Origin of the sequence: Streptomyces sp. NPDC004266, assembly GCF_042874095.1 — a bacterium.
Classification (GTDB): Bacteria; Actinomycetota; Actinomycetes; order Streptomycetales; family Streptomycetaceae; genus Streptomyces.
Genome location: NZ_JBIAMM010000001.1, coordinates 248119 through 262800 on the forward strand (window position 1 = coordinate 248119; position 14682 = coordinate 262800).

The 14682-nt window shown below is 72.2% G+C and carries 14 protein-coding genes; 5 read left to right on the forward strand and 9 right to left on the reverse strand.

Annotated features, from left to right (window positions below; genetic code table 11):
- Positions 1-28 precede the first annotated feature (28 nt).
- Positions 29-1363, forward strand: coding sequence for a TerD family protein (locus ACFYUZ_RS01060; RefSeq protein ID WP_389305139.1), 1335 nt, complete (start codon positions 29-31; stop codon positions 1361-1363).
- Here ACFYUZ_RS01060 and ACFYUZ_RS01065 read toward each other — a convergent pair.
- Positions 1360-1611, reverse strand: a complete 252-nt coding sequence (locus ACFYUZ_RS01065) for a protealysin inhibitor emfourin (RefSeq protein WP_389305141.1) — start codon at positions 1609-1611, stop codon at positions 1360-1362. The two genes, ACFYUZ_RS01060 and ACFYUZ_RS01065, sit on opposite strands and share 4 nt — an antisense overlap.
- A gap of 21 nt (positions 1612-1632) precedes the next feature.
- Entirely contained in the window at positions 1633-2676 is a 1044-nt protein-coding gene (locus ACFYUZ_RS01070) for a M4 family metallopeptidase (protein ID WP_389305142.1), read from the reverse strand.
- Between the two features lie 296 nt (positions 2677-2972).
- Here ACFYUZ_RS01070 and leuA point away from each other — a divergent pair, with 296 nt between their 5' ends.
- From leuA to ACFYUZ_RS01085, 3 genes are all read left to right on the forward strand, one after another.
- A complete protein-coding gene (gene leuA, locus ACFYUZ_RS01075) occupies positions 2973-4736 on the forward strand; it encodes a 2-isopropylmalate synthase (RefSeq protein WP_389305144.1) in 1764 nt (587 codons plus the stop codon).
- A 92-nt stretch (positions 4737-4828) separates the two neighbouring features.
- The gene (locus tag ACFYUZ_RS01080; protein ID WP_389305146.1) at positions 4829-4960 is read left to right on the forward strand and encodes a hypothetical protein; all 132 of its coding nucleotides are present in this window, start codon (positions 4829-4831) and stop codon (positions 4958-4960) included.
- Positions 4961-5207: 247 nt separating this feature from the next.
- Entirely contained in the window at positions 5208-5900 is a 693-nt protein-coding gene (locus tag ACFYUZ_RS01085) for a TerB family tellurite resistance protein (RefSeq protein WP_389305148.1), read from the forward strand.
- An 11-nt stretch (positions 5901-5911) separates the two neighbouring features.
- Here the strand turns inward: ACFYUZ_RS01085 and ACFYUZ_RS01090 are convergent, their stop codons facing one another.
- The 7 genes from ACFYUZ_RS01090 to ACFYUZ_RS01120 form a co-directional block, all read right to left on the reverse strand.
- Positions 5912-7282 carry an FAD-binding oxidoreductase gene (locus ACFYUZ_RS01090; RefSeq protein WP_389305150.1) on the reverse strand — a complete coding sequence of 457 codons (1371 nt, stop codon included), beginning with the start codon at positions 7280-7282 and terminating at the stop codon, positions 5912-5914.
- A gap of 336 nt (positions 7283-7618) precedes the next feature.
- Positions 7619-9325 (reverse strand): LuxR C-terminal-related transcriptional regulator, encoded by a 1707-nt coding sequence (locus ACFYUZ_RS01095; RefSeq protein ID WP_389305151.1) that lies wholly within the window; start codon positions 9323-9325, stop codon positions 7619-7621.
- A 141-nt stretch (positions 9326-9466) separates the two neighbouring features.
- Positions 9467-10840: an FAD-dependent oxidoreductase gene (locus tag ACFYUZ_RS01100; protein ID WP_389305153.1), complete on the reverse strand. Its 1374-nt coding sequence runs from the start codon at positions 10838-10840 to the stop codon at positions 9467-9469.
- Positions 10841-10978: 138 nt separating this feature from the next.
- A complete protein-coding gene (locus ACFYUZ_RS01105) occupies positions 10979-11812 on the reverse strand; it encodes a hypothetical protein (protein WP_389305155.1) in 834 nt (277 codons plus the stop codon).
- A gap of 99 nt (positions 11813-11911) precedes the next feature.
- Entirely contained in the window at positions 11912-12823 is a 912-nt protein-coding gene (locus ACFYUZ_RS01110) for a nuclease (RefSeq protein WP_389305156.1), read from the reverse strand.
- 126 nt (positions 12824-12949) lie between these two features.
- Positions 12950-13144, reverse strand: a complete 195-nt coding sequence (locus ACFYUZ_RS01115; RefSeq protein WP_389305157.1) for a DUF397 domain-containing protein — start codon at positions 13142-13144, stop codon at positions 12950-12952.
- Entirely contained in the window at positions 13126-13959 is an 834-nt protein-coding gene (locus tag ACFYUZ_RS01120; protein WP_389305159.1) for a Scr1 family TA system antitoxin-like transcriptional regulator, read from the reverse strand. Before ACFYUZ_RS01120 ends, ACFYUZ_RS01115 begins: the two co-directional genes overlap by 19 nt.
- A gap of 350 nt (positions 13960-14309) precedes the next feature.
- Between ACFYUZ_RS01120 and ACFYUZ_RS01125 the strand changes: the two genes are divergently transcribed.
- Positions 14310-14525 (forward strand): hypothetical protein, encoded by a 216-nt coding sequence (locus ACFYUZ_RS01125; RefSeq protein WP_093876188.1) that lies wholly within the window; start codon positions 14310-14312, stop codon positions 14523-14525.
- Positions 14526-14682: the final 157 nt, after the last annotated feature.

A 14682-nucleotide genomic window follows, 5' to 3' on the forward strand; every position in this document is an offset into this window, starting at 1 on the left:
CGCCCGGGGCGCGTGTCAGCATGGCGCCGTGACAGAGATCGTCAAGGGGGGAAACCTGCCGGTCCCCGGGCAGGTGTGGCGGATCGCGGTCGTCCGGCGGGCCGCCGGCGACGGGGTGCCGGAGGTCGACGCCTCGGCCCTGCTGCTCGACGCCGACGGCCGGGTCAGGGGCGACGGCGACCTGGTCTTCTACAACCAGCCCGCGCACGCGTCCGGCGCGGTGCGCCTGCTCGGGCAGGTGCGGGACGAGGAGCAGCGGGTCGCCGACTGGCTGGAGATCGACACCGGGCGCGTGGAGCCCGGTGTCCGGCGCATCGTGATCACCGCCTCCAGCGAGGACGGGACGTTCGGCCAGGTGCCGGACCTCCACATACGGACGGTCAGCGCCGCCACCGGCGAGCAGCTGGCGCTGTACGAGGTCGACGACGCGAGCACCGAGACGGCGTTCGTCCTCGGCGAGTTCTACCGGCGCGACGAGGCGTGGAAGTTCCGTGCCGTGGGCCAGGGGTACGACTCCGGTCTCGTCGGCCTGGCCGAGGACTTCGGCATCGAGGGCAGGGACCCGGAGACCGGCCCGGACGACGAGCCCGTCCCCGACGAGGAGCCCGTCCCCGACGACGAGCCCGCCACCGCCGGGACCCCCGTGGAAGCCGTCCCCGAAGAGCTCCTGGCCAAGGTCCGGGAGGACGAGGCCGACGCTGCGCGGACACGGGCACAGGTCCCCGTACAGCGGCCCCCGCGACTCGGCCCCCGGTCGGACATCGAGCTCTTCGGCGAGGACTTCCCGGAGTTCTTCCGCAGCGGCAAGGGCCAAGCCGTCATCACCGTCGACGTGCCGATTCCGGCCGGTTACCTCATCGTCGACTCCACCCGGAAGGGCGACGGCTACTTCTCCGTGCGGACCCTCGACGAGAAGGGCAACGGCGACGTCCTGCTCGCGAGCACGACCCTGACGGACCACGAGGGCCGCGGGCTCCTGCGGTACGACGGCAAGCGCCCGCTGCGCCTGCGCGTGAGCGGCTACGACGAGCACTGGACGGTCGCCCTCCGTCCGGTCGGCACCGTGGAGGTCCTGGACGGCGCCGCCGAGGGGCGGGGCGCCGACGTACTGCTGTACACGGGTCCCGCCGCCCTGCTCACCTCCCGGCTCCACACGAGGCTCGGCCACGCGTACTTCAGCGTGCGGGGCCACGAGCCGGACGGCCGCGATCACCTGCTCGCCACGGCCGCGAGCCGGCTCCCCGGGGACGCGCGGCCGCTGCCCGAGGGACCCCTGCTCGTGCAGGTCCGCAGTGCCGAGGGCGACTGGTCCCTCAAGGTCAGGCCGCCGAAGCAGAGCAGGTTCTGGCGGCGCGCCCGCTAGGCCCCTTCCTTGAGGACCCTCGTGACGAGGGTCCTCTGGGCGTCCGTGAGGTGCGGGTCGCGGCAGCGGACCGTGCGGCCGTCGACGGTGATCTCGTACGAGAAGCCGTCCGGCACGCCCCGGTCGTCGTCGTCGCCGCCCGCGAGGACGGCGGAGGACAGGGACTCCCACTCGGGCCCCGAGACCTCCACCTCCGCCGACCGCTCGATGCCCGCGAAACCGCCCGTGCGCCGCACTCGAATCCGCATGGGCCCTGTCTACCAGCCCTCTCAGGACGTGGACACTCCGACGCCCGACCAGGCCCGCCGCACCGCCTCGGCCGTCTCCTCGCCGTAGACGTCCCGCGCCGTCGCCACCGTCGCCCGCGCGAACTCGCCGAACCGGACCTCCTCGGTCAGCGTGCCGCCGGTCATCGTCGTGTACCAGATCCGGCCGGGCCGCTCCCAGGCGTTGCCGCCGAGCTCGGTGGCCAGCAGGTAGAAGGCGTGGTTCGGGATGCCGGAGTTGATGTGCACCCCGCCGTTGTCGGAGCCGGTGCGGACGTAGTGGTCCATGTGGGCGGGCTGCGGGTCCTTGCCCAGGACGTCGTCGTCGTACGCGGTGCCGGGGGCCTTCATGGACCGCAGCGCCGTGCCCTCGTCGACGGCGGGGCCGAGCAGCCCGGCTCCGATGAGCCAGTCGGCCTGATCCGCGCTCTGGCCCAGGGCGTACTGCTTCACGAGCGAGCCGAAGACGTCCGACACGTGCTCGTTGAGCGCCCCCGACTGGCCGTAGTAGGCGAGGTTCGCCGAGTACTGGGTGAAGCCGTGGGCCAGCTCGTGGCCGATGACGTCGACCGGGATCGTGAAGTCGAGGAACAGCTCTCCGTCGCCGTCGCCGAACACCATCTGCTCGCCGTTCCAGAAGGCGTTGTCGTACTTCTCGTCGTAGTGGACGGTGGCGCGGAGCGGCAGCCCGGCGCCGTCGATCGAGTCGTGGCCGAAGGCGTTCAGGAAGAGGTCGTAGGTGGCGCCGAGGCCGGCGTAGGCGCGGTTGGCCGTGTCGTCGGTGGTGGCCGGCTCGCCCTCGCCGCGCACCTCGTGGCCCGGCAGCCGGGTGCCGTTCTTGGCGTCGTAGATCGTGCGCCGCGGCTTTCCGGTGCTGCTCTCCGCCGGGGCGGGTGCGGGCCGGTCGGTCCGGGTGGCGCGCTGGGCCAGGTCGACCGCGAGGGTGCGGCGGGCGGCTTCGGCGACGGCCGGGTCGGCGTGCTCGGCCAGCCGCTCCAGGACGTGCGGCGGGACGATCGAGCAGAAGACAGGCAGGGGGGAGGTCATGCCAGCAATGTGGCACTGCGTGCTGCCGGTGTCACGAGTAGCGACGACGATTGGCGAAATGGAGTGATGAGTCACGTTTCGGGATTGACGCGACCGCCGTCCCGCATACTGAAACAGGACGTCCGCCTTCCACGGACCTGGGCTATGGTGACGCACATCATGCGTTTCGGGCTGCTTCTCCTTAGCTGCCGCGGCGAGGGCCTGTAGTCGTAGGCCGACCCCCTCCCCGCGGGTTTCGGTGTTGCGTTCGACAGTCGGCCGTCCACTCCGCAGGACCCTCCGAGGAGCCCTACGCAATGTCTCAGTCGCCCTTCGTCAGCCGCCCGACGCCCGTCACCAACGCGACGCACACGCAGCAGCCGTCCGGGATGCCGATCCACAAGTACGGCCCGTACGAGGCCGTGGTCATCCCCGACCGGACCTGGCCCGAGAAGCGCATCACCAAGGCGCCCCGCTGGCTGTCCACCGACCTGCGCGACGGCAACCAGGCCCTGATCGACCCGATGTCCCCGGCCCGCAAGCGCGAGATGTTCGACCTGCTCGTACGCATGGGCTACAAGGAGATCGAGGTCGGCTTCCCGTCCTCCGGCGAGACCGACTTCGCGTTCGTGCGCTCCATCATCGAAGAGGGCGCGATCCCGGACGACGTCACCATCTCCGTCCTGACCCAGGCCCGCGAGGACCTGATCGAGCGGACCGTGGAGTCCCTGAAGGGCGCCAAGCGCGCCACCGTCCACCTGTACAACGCGACCGCGCCCACCTTCCGCCGGGTCGTCTTCCGCGGCTCGAAGGAGCAGATCAAGCAGATCGCCGTGGACGGCACGCGCCTGGTGATGGAGTACGCGGAGAAGCTGCTGGGCCCGGAGACGACCTTCGGCTACCAGTACAGCCCCGAGATCTTCACCGACACCGAGCTGGACTTCGCCCTGGAGGTCTGCGAGGCGGTCTGTGACGTCTGGCAGCCCGGCCCGGGCCGCGAGATCATCCTCAACCTGCCCGCCACCGTGGAGCGTTCGACCCCGTCCACGCACGCGGACCGGTTCGAGTGGATGGCCCGGAACCTGACCCGCCGCGAGCACATCTGCATCTCCGTCCACCCCCACAACGACCGCGGCACCGCCGTGGCGGCGGCCGAACTGGCGCTCATGGCCGGCGCCGACCGCATCGAGGGCTGCCTGTTCGGCCAGGGCGAGCGGACCGGCAACGTCGACCTGGTGACGCTGGGCATGAACCTCTTCTCGCAGGGCGTCGACCCGCAGATCGACTTCTCCCAGATCGACGAGATCCGCCGCACCTCCGAGTACTGCAACCAGATGGAGGTCCACCCGCGCCACCCCTACGCGGGCGACCTGGTCTACACCGCCTTCTCCGGCTCCCACCAGGACGCCATCAAGAAGGGCTTCGACGCCATGGAGGCCGACGCGGCCGCCCAGGGCAAGACCGTCGACGAGATCGAGTGGGCCGTCCCGTACCTGCCGATCGACCCGAAGGACGTCGGCCGCTCCTACGAGGCCGTCATCCGGGTCAACTCGCAGTCCGGCAAGGGCGGCATCGCGTACGTCCTGAAGAACGACCACAAGCTGGACCTGCCCCGCCGGATGCAGATCGAGTTCTCGAAGATCATCCAGCAGAAGACCGACACCGAGGGCGGCGAGGTCACGCCGGCCGCGATCTGGGCCGTCTTCCAGGACGAGTACCTGCCCAACCCGGACAACGCCTGGGGTCGCATCCAGCTGCGCTCCGGCCAGTCCACCTCCGACACCGACGGCACGGACACCCTGACCGTCGAGGCGATCGTCGACGGTGTCGACACCGTCCTGACGGGCTCCGGCAACGGCCCGATCTCCGCGTTCTTCGCCGCGCTGCAGGCCATCGGCGTCGACGCCCGCCTGCTGGACTACCAGGAGCACACCATGAGCGAGGGCGCCTCCGCGCAGGCCGCCTCGTACATCGAGTGCGCCATCGACGGCAAGGTCCTGTGGGGCATCGGCATCGACGCCAACACCACCCGCGCCTCCCTGAAGGCGGTCATCTCGGCGGTCAACCGCTCCGCCCGCTGACCCCGGCCGCCCCGTCGTCCACTGCCCCGCACCCTTCCTCCCGGAGGGTGCGGGGCAGTGGCACGCGCATGCCGGAAACGGCGTCTTTCCGGATGACCGGTGCCGCCCTCGCCTGGACCCCCGCCGCCTCCGCCACCGCGGAGCGCGCGTCGCAGCCGCTCGGCACCGCCGGTCCGTACGCCGAGTTCGTCGAGAAGGACTCCGTCCGCCACCCCGGAGGGTGATCTCGCGACGACCGGTTCGGCCATCGGGCCCGGAGCGATCGCCGCCGCCGTGGCCGCCGCCGCCGTCTGCGGCGGCTCCCTGGCCTTTGCGAAGCGCCGCCGCCGGGCCTCCTGAGGCCCCCCGAGCCGGTGACGTGTCTCGGCCATCTCCGGGGCGAAGTCCTGACGGGGTGCTGACGTCACATCAAGGATGTGGCTAACATCACGCCAACGCCGGCAGTGCAGCCGGGCCGTTGAGGAGGTGCGTGTGCGGTCTGCCCGGAATTCACGTGGTGGGAAAGTGGGCGTCTGCGGGATCCGCACCTCCTGGAACACCGTCGGGGACGGCGAGTTCTTCTGCGAGGAGTGCGGGGGCGACCGCAACTACCGGCGGCGCACCGGCCGCCGCAGGTTCGCCGTCCTGGGCGTCCCGGTCCTGCCCCGGGGCTGTACCGGCCCCGTCGTCGAGTGCGCGGCCTGTCACACGCACTTCGGCACGGAGGTGCTCGACCACCCGACGACGAGCCGCTTCTCCGCGATGCTGCGGGACGCCGTGCACACCGTCGCCCTCGCCGTCCTCGCGGCCGGCGGCACCGACTCCCGCGAGGTCCTGGACCGGGCCGTCACCGCCGTCCGGGCCGCCGGCTTCGCCGAGTGCACGGCCGTCCAGCTCGTCGACCTCGTCGAGGCGCTGGAGGCCGACACCGGACGCTTCATGCCCGAGGTGAACCCCGAGGGGACGCTCCTGTCGATCGAGCTCCACGAGGCCCTGGAGCCGCTCACCCCGCACCTGGCGCCCGCCGGGCGGGAGTCGATCCTCCTCCAGGCCGCCCGGATCGCCCTCGCGGACGGGGCCTACACCCCGGCCGAGACGGAGGTCCTCGGGACGGTCGGCAACGCCCTCGCGCTCGCCCCCGAGGACACCGTCCGCCTCCTCGCCTCGGCCCGGACGGTCCCGTAGCCGGTCAGCCCCTACGGGACGATGTTCTGGTTCAGCCGGAACACGTTGTCGGGGTCGTACCCGCGCTTGACCGCACGCAGCCGGTCGTAGTTCTGGCGGTAGTTCACCCGCACCCGGTCCTGGTCGTCGGTGTCCATGAAGTTCACGTAGCCGCCCTCCTGGGTGTGCGGGCGCAGCGCCCTGTCGTAGGCGCGGGTCCAGGCGATGTTCCGCTCCGAGTCCGCCGGATCGGTCCACGTGCCGCCGAAGGAGTGCGAGAAGGCGGCGTCCCGGTAGGCGAACGCGGTCTCCTCCGCTCCCACCTCGTGGCAGGCGCCGTCGATCGGGAAGATCGCCGTGTCCGACTCCATCGACGGCATCGTCGCACCGAACTCCATGTGGGCCGCGATCGCCCCGTCCGACAGCTCGCGGCTGAAGTTGCCCTTCCAGTAGTGGTAGAGGCCGGGCGGCAGCTGCTCGTCGAAGAGGGTGTTGATCACCGGGTACGGCATCCGGTCCATGAACCGGCCGATGACCGGGCCCAGCCCGTCCAGGCGGGCGAGGACCTTCTCGTCCTCCGCCGGCGAGCCGCTGAAGCAGGTGAACGCGGCGCAGATCGGGCGCCCGTGCCACCGCTCCGGCAGGAACGGCTCCTCCGGGCCCAGCGCCAGGACGAGGATCACGTTCAGCTCGACCGGTGCGGCGGCGTTCATCTCCCGCCAGGCGCGGGCCACGTCCCCGTCGAGCGGATAGCAGGTGATGCCGCCGAGGATCACGTCGACGGGGTGCAGCCGGTACGCGAGCGAGGTGACGACACCGAAGTTCCCGCCGCCGCCGCGCAGCGCCCAGAACAGGTCGGCGTTCCGGTCCCGGTCGCAGGTGACGAGCCTGCCCTCGGCGGTCACCACGTCCGCCGCGATCAGGTTGTCGCAGCTCAGGCCGCAGCGCCGGGCCAGATGCCCCATGCCGCCGCCGAGCGTCAGGCCGCCGAGGCCGGTCGTCGAGACCACCCCGCCGGTGGTGGCGAGCCCGAAGGCGTGGGTCGCGTGGTTGAAGTCGCCCCAGGTGGCGCCGCCCTCGGCCCGCGCCGTGCGGGCCTCCGGGTCGACCCGGACGCCGCGCATCCGGGACAGGTCGACGACGAGACCGTCGTCGACGGTGCCGAAGCCGGCGACCGCGTGGGAGCCGCCGCGCACGGCCAGCGGGAGCTCGTGCTCCCGGGCGTACAGCACCGCCGCGATCACGTCGCCGGCGTCCACGGCGTGCACGACGACGGCGGGGCGGCGGTCGTGCAGGGCGTTGTAGACCCGGCGGGAGACGTCGTACGACGGGTCGCCACGGGTCACGACGGCGCCGCGCACGGCGCCGCGAAGCGTGTCCAGGGGGAGGGTGGTGGTGGTCATGCCTCCGGTGTAGCGCGGCGCGCCAGGGCCTGGCATCGCCCGAACCGCCCATGTGGGGGGCGGGGGGATGGGCGTTTCGACCCACTGCGACAGGGCCCGCGCCCGACGGGGCGGTGCCCCGGTCCACCCGCCGTGTGGGCGATCGTCCCGCTGGGGCGAGGGGGGTCCCCCCTGCTCGAGCGAAGCCGAGAGCTCGGGGGAGGGTGGGCACACGGGACGGCGCCCTTCAGCGGCGCCTCCGCGTTCCGGGCCCGGACCCGCACCGACAGCGGCGGCGCACAACGGGGGCGGGGCGCCGCCCCAGCGGGCGCCGCCCGCAACGGGGGGCGCGGGGGATCAGGTCAGGTCGTGGGCGTAGGCGTAGGCCGTGGCCGCCGCGCGGGAGCCCACCCCCAGCTTCGCGAAGATGTTGTTCAGGTGCCGCGCCACCGTGTGCTCGCTGATCACCAGCGCCCGCGCGATGTCCCTGTTCGTCCCGCCCGACGCGACGAGCCGCAGCACCTCCGCCTCCCGCGCCGTCAGCCCGCCCGGCAGCCGTCGCCGTGTCCCGCCGGTCAGCAGGGCGGCCGCCCGCCGGGCGTCCGGCCCGGCCCCGAGCCGTTCGAACACCGCCCGCGCCGCGCCCAGCTCCAGGCGGGCCCCCTCCTCGTCGCCCACCGTCCGGTCGGCCGCCGCGAGCAGCATCCGTACCTGCGCCGTCTCGTACGGCACGCGCAGCTCCAGCCAGCCGGCGAGCGCCCGGCGCAGCAGCCGCAGCGCGGGCTCCGGCCGGGCCTCGGCCAGGGCCACCGCGCCCCGCGCCGTGTCGGCCATGGCCCGCAGCAGCGGCACGTCCCCGGCCAGCACCTCCAGCTCCGCCGCCGCGCCCGCCGCTCCGGGGACGTCACGGACGGCGAGGGCCACCTCGGTGCGGGCGGCGAGCAGCCTGGCCCGGCCGAGGAGGTCGTGGCGGGGGTCGCTCTGGCAGGCCAGCGCCAGGTCGACGCCGGCCACGGCGGCCTCGGCCCGGCCCTGGGCGAGGCGCAGCAGCGCGAGGCCCGGCTGCGGAATCCGCCCCAGCTCGTGGGCGTGCGCGTACGAGACGGCGGCCTCCTCCAGGCGGCCCTGGCGCCGCTGGACGTCCCCGGCGGCGTAGTACGCGGCGGCCGCCGACTCCAGGCAGTCCACCGGCACTTCCCGGCATGCCTGCCGGGCCTCCGCCTCGGCGAGGGCCCACGCCCCGAGGAGGTCGAGCACCTCGACCCGGTGCGCCCGGCACACGCCCCGGAAGGGGTTCTCGCCGGAGGGCGTGACGCCGAGCGGCGGGGTCTCCCCGTCGCGGTGGCCCGTCCACGGCGGGACGCACCACTCCATCGCCGCGTTCGTCCATTCGACGGCGCGGGCGAAGTCCGCGGACTCCATGCACTGGGTGATGGCCAGGCAGTACAGGAAGCCCGTGAACATGCCGCTCAGTTCGCCCGCCGTCACCGCGCACATCGCCTCGTCGAGGTGGGCCAGGGCCTCGGCGCGGCGGCCCTGGGCGAGGAGGGCCGCGGCGGTGGCCTGGCGGGCGAGGGCCAGCAGGTCGGGGCTCTCGGCGCGGAGGGCGAGGCGGGTCATGCGGCCGGTCGCCGCGAGGGCCGCCGCGTGGTCGCCGCGGGCGGTGGCCTCCTCGGCGTCCGCCCAGGCGAGGAAGCAGTGCTCGGGGCCGGGCGGCAGGCCCTCCAGGTGGTGCCGGGCGCGGTGCAGCCAGCCGGCCGCGGCGGCGGGCCGTCCGAGGCCGGCGTACTCGTAGTGGAGCCACCAGGCGGCGAGGCCGGCGCCCCGGCGGTCATGGGCCGCGACGTACGCGGCGTGCGTCCGCAGCCGGGCGGCGACGGACTCGTCCACGTGCCCGGACCACCAGGCCGCGTCGGAGAGCACGTCGAGGTCCTCGGCGGTCAGGGCGCTCGTGGGGTGCCGGTCGGCCTCGCGCAGCAGCGCGTACGCCTCGGCCCAGGACTCCCGGGCCGCCGCGGACCGTGCCCGCTCGACGGCGGGGGCCTGCTCGACGGGGACGGCCATCGCCGCTCACTTCCCTTCCCGGTCCCTCCAGGATAGGAGCGCGCACGCCGCCGGGCCCGTCGGCCGGGGGCTCGGGGCGGAACGGGCCGGGCCCCCACCGGTGCGTGACCGGTGGGGGCCCGGGAGACGGGGGCGGGTCCGTCAGCCGAGGTCGACGCCGGAGGCGCGGAGCATGTCCTCGCGCTCGACGATCTTCACGCGCTCACGGCCCTGCGCCTCGCCGAGGGCCTTCTCGGCGGCGTCCAGGGCGTACCAGCCCTCCCAGGTGGTGTACGTGACGCCCTTGCCGTCCAGGAAGGACACGACCGCGTCCTCCTCCGGGGTGTCCGGGGTGAGCAGGCGTCCGTTCGCGAAGTCGTCCAGGAGGTTCGCGACGGTCTCGTTGGCGTCGCCCTTGGTGTGGCCGATGAGGCCGACGGGGCCGCGCCGGATCCAGCCGGTGCAGTAGGTGGAGGCCATGTGCGCGCCGGTCTCCTCGATGACGCGGCCGCCCTCGTCCGGGACGGTGCCGGAGACGGCGTCCCAGGGGAGCTTGGGCAGCTCGTCGGAGAGGTAGCCGACGGCGCGGTACACGGCCCGGACGTCCCAGTCCGTGGTCCGGCCGGTGCCCTTGACGTTGCCGGTGCCGTCGAGCTCGGTGCGCTCGGTGCGCAGGCCGACGACCCGGCCGTCCTCGCCGAGGATCTCGACGGGGGACTCGAAGAAGTGGAGGAAGAGCTTGTGCGGGCGGTCGCCGACGTCGCGGATCGCCCAGTTCTCCAGGGTCTTGGCGACCATGTCGGTCTGCTTGTTCTTGCGGCGCTCGGCGATCGAGCCCTCGTCGTAGTCGATGTCCTCGGGGTTGACGATGACCTCGATGTTCGGCGAGTGGTCGAGCTCGCGCAGCTCCATGGGGCTGAACTTCGCCTGCGCCGGGCCGCGGCGGCCGAAGACGTGGATCTCGACGGCCTTGTTGGCCTTCAGGCCGTCGTAGACGTTCGCCGGGATCTCGGTCGGCAGGAGCTCGTCGGCCGTCTTGGCGAGGATGCGGGCGATGTCGAGGGCCACGTTGCCGACGCCGAGGACGGCGACCTTCTCGGCCTCCAGGGGCCAGGTGCGCGGCACGTCCGGGTGGCCGTCGTACCAGGAGGCGAAGTCGGCGGCGCCGTACGAGCCGTCCAGCTCGACGCCCGGGATGCGGAGCTCGCGGTCGAACATGGCCCCGGTGGAGAAGATCACCGCGTCGTAGAAGGAGCGCAGGTCGTCGAGGTGGACGTCGGTGCCGTAGTTCACGTTGCCGAAGAGGCGGACCTGCGGCTTGTCGAGGACCTGGTGGAGGGCGGTGATGATGCCCTTGATGCGGGGGTGGTCGGGGGCGACGCCGTAGCGGATCAGACCGAAGGGCGCGGGCATCCGCTCGAAGAGGTCGATCGACACGCCCGGCTCGGCGGCGGCCTCGGACTTCAGCAGCGCATCGGCGGCGTAGATTCCGGCGGGGCCGGCGCCGACGATCGCGACCCGGAGGGGGCGGGGCATGACGGGGTTTCCCTTCGCAAGCGACGTGGCGACGAGACCGCCGACACTTAGGCCACCCTAAATAACCCTGTGCGCGAAGAGGTACCCGCCCCCGGTCTATGGCCTCATAAGGCGAACTTATGACTTCCATAAGGAGGGCTAGGCGGTTCCGGAGATCGATTCGGGGTCGACGAACGCGAGGACGGTCAGTGTGATCAGGGCGGCGAAGCCGACCAGCGCGAAGAGGGTGAAGAGCAGTCCGAGCGCGAGCTCCCCGCGTCGGAAGAGGGCGGCCCTCGGCAGGACGACGTCCCCCGGGTCGGCGGGGTCGTAGCTGACCTTGACGGCGATGCCGCCCGCCCAGGTGAACACGTGGCGGATCATGCCCGCCGGGTCCGTGTAGAGGTACATCCCCGGCCTCTCCGGAACCTCGGCGGCGAAGGCCGTGATGCCGTGCCGGATCAGACGCCACTCGCGGTACCAGTTGGCCAGGGCGTTCGCGCCGACGGCGAGGGTCCCCGTCAGGACGAGGCCCCCGGGTATGAGAGCGGCCATGGCGACCGCTTGCCCGGCAACGGCGACGAGCACGCACGCGACGACGATCAGGCCGAGGGCACCGGCCGACAGCCCCGTGATGCGGCGCAGCTTCCTCGTCCGTCTGCTCAGGGGGAGCGTGCGCGTCTCGACGAGCATGGTCCCGTCGGCCGTCGTGTCCCGCCCGGCCGCCCCGGGCAGGGCGGCGTTCACGGTGTCGGCGAACATGGCGGCCGCCGCCGCGCTCGCCCCGGCGATCCGGTGCGCATAGCGCGTGGCCCCCGACGGGGCCGTCAACTCGACGGTGACCGACCGCCCCTCGGCCCGTATCCGCTCGATCGCCGCCAGCGGGATGCGCGCCTCCTCGTGCGGGGTGCTCAGGAGCACGCCGTCGCCGTCGAGCCGGAGGGAGGTCTTCTTGGCGCCCTGGACGACGGGCGTGGAGGGGACGATCGACATGGACGGGATGGTAGGGGCGGGATCCGGTTCACGGGAGGGGTGCCGCCCGGGAACCGGGCGGTCCGTCCGCCGTCCTCGGCCGAGGGCCCGCGCGACGGCTCACTTCGGCTTGAAGAGGATCTTCTCCGGAGGGAGCGTCATCCGCACGGTGTTGGCGTCGGTGATCTCCACGATCCGCTGAAGCCCGATCTGCTCCTTCGGCTTGGCCTGCGTCAGGTCGAGGAACTTGTCCGCGGCTCCCGCCAGGTAGGCGGGGAAGGCGTCGAGCGTGGTGTAGCCGAGCGAGAAGTACTCCTTCAGGCGGCGGAAGAGCTTCGGGAGGATCACCACGTCGTCGGTGATCGACCCCATCCCGGTGATCTTCGCGCCGGAGAGGGTTACGTCGCCGAAGGCGTTGCCCGTGGTGTTCCAGATGCCCACGCCGATCCCCGCCTGCGCCTCCGCCTTCCCTTCGGCCAGCGCGTCGCGCAGGACGGGAAGCAGCCCCTGGTAGAACGTCGGGTACGCCAGACCCAGTCTGAGCAGGTGGTAGTTGGCCGTCCTCTCCTTCAGGAGCCTCACCGACACGTCCAGCTCGTAGCCGCTGGGCCCCGGCGGATCCCCGGCGCAGGCGAACGCCACGCAGCGGCCGAAGACGTCGGCGCCGTTGGTGAGGATGAAGCCCGGGACCGATTCCGGGGTCGCCGAGATCATGTCGTGCGGGTGATGGGGGTCGGGGGTGCGCCGGATGTCACGGAAGCCGAGGAAGGTCAGCAGCGCGTCCGTGGCCTCGTCGCCGAACTTGGCCGGCTGGCGCTTCTCGTCCCCGTAGTTCCCCGTGTAGTGGGTCTCCAGCGCGTCGATGCCTTCGAGCCGGACGTCGACGTGTCCGTCGCGCTCCGGCTGCGGCTTCTCGCAGCCCCGGACGAGCTTCCACTCGCCCACGTAGTCCGGGATGAAGGGGACGGTGTCCCCGTCGGGGGCCGTGCGGCCCGAGAGATGGAAGGATCCCTTGATCAGCAACATGGGCATGGTGTCTCCCACGGCGATGTGCGTGCGGCATGGAAGGGAACCGGTTCTCCTCCTTCCATGCTGCGACCGCGCACGGCGGAGCGCCATCGGGGAGGGGGCAGGGGCAGAAGGCCGCGGTAGGGCCGCTCAGCCCTTCACGCCGGCGACGAACGCCGCCCAGGCTGCGGCGGGCACGACCAGGACGGGCCCGTCGCTGACCTTGCTGTCCCGGACCGGGACGGCGCCGGTGAAGTCGTACGAGACCTCGACGCAGTTGCCGCCGTCGCCGTTGCTGTGGGAGCTCTTGAACCAGTGGGCGTTGTTCAGGTCGTACTGGCGCATCGTCTGTGGTCCTCCGCCGCCGACTCGATCAGGGTCAGGGACGCCTCCGGCGGCAAGGTGGCGATCCTGAGCAGATCGTAGGCGCGCTGTGCCTGCTTCACCACCGCCGGATCGTCGAGGAGCGTTCCCGAAAACGCAGTCTCTGTGTAGGCCGTTGGCGGCTGGTCCTCGAACTCCATCAGTCGGAGTGAGCCCTCCATGACGGAGTGCGCTCCGGCCGCGCGGGGGATCACGGTCACCAGGACCCACCGCGCACGGATCAACTCCGCGATGTGGTCCAGCGCCGCCGCCATCGCCGAGGAGCCGCCTACGGGCGTGAGCACCGCGTTCTCATGCAACACGACCCAATACTCGGGCCTTGTAGTGCCCCGCAGGATTGCTGCCCTGTCGATCCGTGAGGTGACCTTCTCCTCGATGAACTCCTCCGTGGCGAACGGGTGCATCGCCACCGTCACAGCCCGCGCGTACTCCGCCGTCTGCAACAACCCCGGCACCACCGTCGGCGCGAACTCGCAGATCCTCGTCGCCACCCCCTCCAGCTCCGCCACCGCACTGAAATAAGACGCGTACGGCGACTTGTCGATGAGCTTGCGCCACGTACGTTCGAAAATACCGCCGGTTTGTAGGACTTCGTCGATTCGCTGCGCCACATCCCGCTGCGGCTTTCGAATTCCCTGCTCGAACAGGCCGATGTACGCCCCGGATACGAACACCCGTCTGCCCAGTTCGCCCTGCGACAGCCCCGCAGCCTCGCGGCGTTCCTTCAGGAGCTCGCCGAAGAACTCCCACGCGTCCTGCTGCTTGCTTCTGGCCATGGATTAACTCCCCCGCCCTACGCCGCAGTTGTACGGACTGCGAGTCTGCCGATTCTACGGATCCGCCCCCACCCTGGAGAGGCGAAGCAGGAAATGGATTCAGAAAGGCATACGTTGGTGATGGAAGACATCATGAAGCCGACCACGGGGGCACTCGGAACCGCACAAGAGGCAGTGGCGGAATTGCGCGAGGCCCTCGCGAGGGCGGGAATCACGCTCCCCTCGCTCGGGCTCGACGTCGTCACGCTCGCCGCGGAGCCCCCGCGGCCGCTCGTGGAATTGGGATGCTGCACGGTGGAAACGGCCCGGCTCCTCGCCGCCGCCGTACTGCCGAGGGAGGAGGGTCGCTCATGACGCTGCCCATCGGGTCGTACGTCGTCGAGATCCGCACCGGACGGGTCGGGAGACTCATGGGGCGCGAGGGCCCGTACGTCCAGATCCGTCCGCTGGGCGGCGGCCGGGAGTGGGACGTGGAGCCGGAGGGGGTGCGGGAGGCCACCTCGGCGGAGCGGCTGAGCGCGGCCACGGCGCACGTCAACGCCCGCAGCCGCGGCGAGGTGCCCTGAGGGCCCCGGGCCCCCGCCCCGCCCTGCGCCCGCCCGGGTGAACGCCGCCCGGCGGGCCGTTGGTCCATCCGCCGCGCCCGCGCTGCACGCACCTCGCCGCACCGGTTACGTGGTCGCCGCGAACCGGTTCTGGTTCGTGGACCACGGAAGGAGACGA